The organism is Acinetobacter sp. YH12039, from assembly GCF_013420015.1.
Classification (GTDB): Bacteria; Pseudomonadota; Gammaproteobacteria; order Pseudomonadales; family Moraxellaceae; genus Acinetobacter; species Acinetobacter amyesii.
Genome location: NZ_VOZA01000103.1, coordinates 1 through 3,316, shown reverse-complemented (window position 1 = coordinate 3,316; position 3,316 = coordinate 1). Strand labels below are relative to the sequence as shown.

General features: G+C 49.5%; 3 protein-coding genes and 3 pseudogenes. All 6 read right to left on the bottom strand.

Annotation, left to right across the window (positions count from 1 at the left end; genetic code table 11):
• Window positions 1-167 (bottom strand): annotated as a pseudogene (locus FTT98_RS17500) (IS6 family transposase); the annotation flags it as partial.
• On the bottom strand, window positions 100-687 hold the full coding sequence (locus FTT98_RS17495) for a LysR family substrate-binding domain-containing protein (protein ID WP_373685155.1): 588 nt from the start codon (window positions 685-687) through the stop codon (window positions 100-102). The pseudogene FTT98_RS17500 and the gene FTT98_RS17495, both read right to left, overlap by 68 nt.
• A pseudogene (locus tag FTT98_RS18290) lies at window positions 676-975 on the bottom strand (LysR family transcriptional regulator); the annotation flags it as partial. The gene FTT98_RS17495 and the pseudogene FTT98_RS18290, both read right to left, overlap by 12 nt.
• 27 nt (window positions 976-1,002) lie before the next feature.
• Window positions 1,003-1,965, bottom strand: a pseudogene (gene floR, locus FTT98_RS17490) (chloramphenicol/florfenicol efflux MFS transporter FloR); the annotation flags it as partial.
• A 74-nt stretch (window positions 1,966-2,039) separates the two neighbouring features.
• On the bottom strand, window positions 2,040-2,915 hold the full coding sequence (locus FTT98_RS17485; RefSeq protein ID WP_078081115.1) for an SDR family oxidoreductase: 876 nt from the start codon (window positions 2,913-2,915) through the stop codon (window positions 2,040-2,042).
• Between the two features lie 86 nt (window positions 2,916-3,001).
• Window positions 3,002-3,316, bottom strand: a 315-nt coding sequence (locus FTT98_RS18000) for a hypothetical protein (RefSeq protein WP_218944809.1), incomplete at its 5' end; no start/stop codon positions are given.

The window sequence follows — 3,316 nt, the reverse complement described above, 5'->3', positions numbered from 1 at the left end:
GGAGCATAACGTTGAACCCAACGGTAAATAGTCGTGTGATCAACATTCACACCCCGTTCGGCCAGCATTTCCTGCAGTTCACGATAGCTAATGCCATATTTACAATACCAGCGCACAGCCCAAAGAATGATTTCGCCCTGAAAATGCCGACCATGGAAAGGATTCATATGCTGCACCTTTAGCTAAAACAGTCTTCAGCTTACCATTCGTGGTTATTTGCAACAGTGCCGATAGCAGCGTGTCGCGCCCCACATCAAAGCGCCGGATCGACGGTGCGGGCCAACGCCCGGCAAGGCGCAGCACGATATGGTCATGGACCTGCGGGCCGGTGCCACCATAGCGAACAATGAAAGTCTCGCCGACCAGATCGGACCAAGTGATTGCGGACTGCCCGGCGAGGCGATGCCCATCCGATAGCACGGCCACCAGCGGTTCGGTCCAGATCGGTCGGGTATGGCAGTCGGGCATCTCGGGCTTGCCCGCGACGAACACCACGTCGAGCTGGTCAGCACGAAGCTGCATCACCGCATCGCGGGCTGTGCCTTCGGTGATCTCAACCTCAATGCCCGTATGTTCTTCCCGATAATGACGGATCAGCTCCGTGAGAAAGCTGCGTGGGATTAAGGCATGGATGCCGATGCGAAGCCGGCCGTATTCTCCTTGAGCTGTCATGCCTGCGGTCTTCACTGCGTGATCGAGTTGATCGACACCCGCCGTGACACGCTCCATGAAGTGCCTGCCTGCGTCTGTTAGCCGAACGCCCCGCGCATGGCGCTCAAATAGCAGGACACCAAGGTTATCCTCCAGCGCTTTCACACGCGCGCTGACGCTCGACTGGCTGATACCAAGTGCCTTGGCCGCATGCCGAAAATTCAGATGCTCGGCGACGGCGATGAACTGAACAAGGGAAATGAGCGGTATCCTGCCAGACAGGATACCGACATTCACGAGGTTTCGATGGTTAGTGCGCCGCATCGGAGCGGGCCTGCTACCAGTCGTCGGTTAGACGACTGGCGACTTCTCGGTGGCAGCCCCACGGAGCCGAAGGAGCACCAGCCCCAACGAAACCAGTACCGCCATCGCCGTGGCGTAACAGATCACGGGCCACGCTGTGTCACCGTTTAAAAGTGCCACCGCCAATGTCCCGACAATGCTGACTATCAGGCTTTGAACGCAGAAGTAGAACGCGACCGCTGATCCCGCGATGTCGTCGAACTCTGCCAAAGCGCCGTTCGCGGTAACGGACACCGTGAAGACAATACCGACCGCGACAACCCACATCGGTAGGATGAAGGTGAGGAATGACGGCGAGCCGTAAAGTTCGCCGATCCCCAACAGGACCGCTCCGCAAACAAGCAACGCCATCCCACGCGCCACGCATCCTGCGATGCCCCATCTGGCGACAAAGGACTTCGCGAAACGGGTTGTCACGATCATTACAAGCGCGACAGTGGCGAAGGCAAAGCTGAATCCGATCTCGGAATATTCCGCTTGGCCTATGAGCACACGGGGAGCCGTCGAGAAGAAGACGAAGTAGGTGCCCATACCGGCGCTAAAGCCGACAGTGTAAACCCAAAAAGCCGGACTCGCGAAGATCGGCAAGACAGATCGGCGCGTCTTGACTTGATCCAGAGGGCGGGTTTCGTGCCACCTGAAACCCGCATTTAGGAGTGCGAGCATCGCCAGTATAGCCAAAGTAATGAATATCGCCTGCCATCCCAAGAACTCGCCGATCAATACTCCGGCGATAGGGCCGAGCGCAGGCACGAACGCCAGCATCGAACTGAAAAGGCCGTAGATGACGACACCCTCAGGACGGTTGGCATAAACGTCGCGAACCGTCGCGAACGTCGCCACCAGCATGGCCGACGCGCCCACTGCTTGAAGTAGACGGAAAGCGACAAAGGCCGGTGCAGTTGAAGACCAAGCTGCTCCCAGAGACGCAATGACGAAAGCCGTTGCGCCCGGCGATTAAGTTAATAAACATATTAAATCATTAATTAGTTTTTGTAGTTTAGAGAGTTTATTTCTTAGGGTTTCTATTCCTCAATTATTCCGTATCCTTCTGGTGCAGGAATCCCATGTTCCGAAGAACGACTGACTGATTCCCACTCTTTCCATGTAAATATACGTTTTTCTGCATTTTCAACAGCTAAATCATATACAAGGCTTCCCAGAACTAATCGGAGAGGCGGATTCTCACTATTAACCAGTTTCATTATAGCTTCGGCGGCTAACTTAGGATCACTATCCACCGATTCGTTTGAATATTGTTGGGCCAACTTTTCACGTAATGAATCATACTCTTTTTTCTGTGTAGTAAAACTCATTTTTAAGTATAGATTCGTCCAGTAACCTCCAGGTTCTACGATAGATACTTTTATACCAAAATGTGCAGCTTCTTGTGCTAAAGCCTCGCTAAATCCTTCTAAAGCAAATTTACTAGCGCTATAGATTCCCGACATTGGACCACTAATCAGTCCACCAATACTAGATATCTGGATAATATGACCTGATTCTTGTGCCCGCAAGTACGGCATAACAGCTTGACTTACCCATACTGTACCGAAGAAATTAGTTTCCATTTGGCTTCTAACTTCATCTTCACTAAATTCTTCAATCATTCCCATTACCATATTCCCTGCATTGTTAATGACAATATCGAGTCTTCCAAAATGTTTAATGGCAGTTTCCACTGTAGTCGAAACAGCACTTCTATCAGTAACATCAAGACTTAAAGGAAGTAACATTCCTTCAAACTGGCATTTTAACTCATTCAGTTTTTCAATATTTCTAGCAACACCAACAACCTTCTCTCCTGACTCCAATGCTTTTTTTGTGAATTCGTATCCTAGTCCACTGCTTGCACCTGTAATAAACCACACACGTGTATTTTCATTGTTATTAAATGTCATAAATAATCTCCTCCATTAATCATGTAATATTGGTATCATTCAATACCAATTTAAAACAAACAAAATAAAGAGCACAGGCAATCTGCCTATGCTCTAAATATAGAAATATAAAATTTCAACAGGATTAATCCGATTGTTGGTATCACAAATAAGCCATCAAATTCATTGATGTACCCTTTTCTACGAAGTGTCATGGGAGATCTCCCTTTAAAATAAAAAAGAGGAAGATTCCTCTCCCCCTTTTTACTATAACCGTATAATAAAGGTTTCCTATACGTATAGGAAGAATAAACGCCCTTTTCACCCAAGTCCAACAGCTTTGGACCGCAGTTGACTCTTTCGACACCCCTGCGATGCAACCCAATCCGGCTGACGGGGAGCCAGCAACGCTGAAAATTTAC

Excerpts from the sequence above, each read along its gene's own strand:
- FTT98_RS17485 (WP_078081115.1), bottom strand. The coding sequence starts at position 2,915 with ATGACATTTAATAACAATGAAAATACACGTGTGTGGTTTATTACAGGT.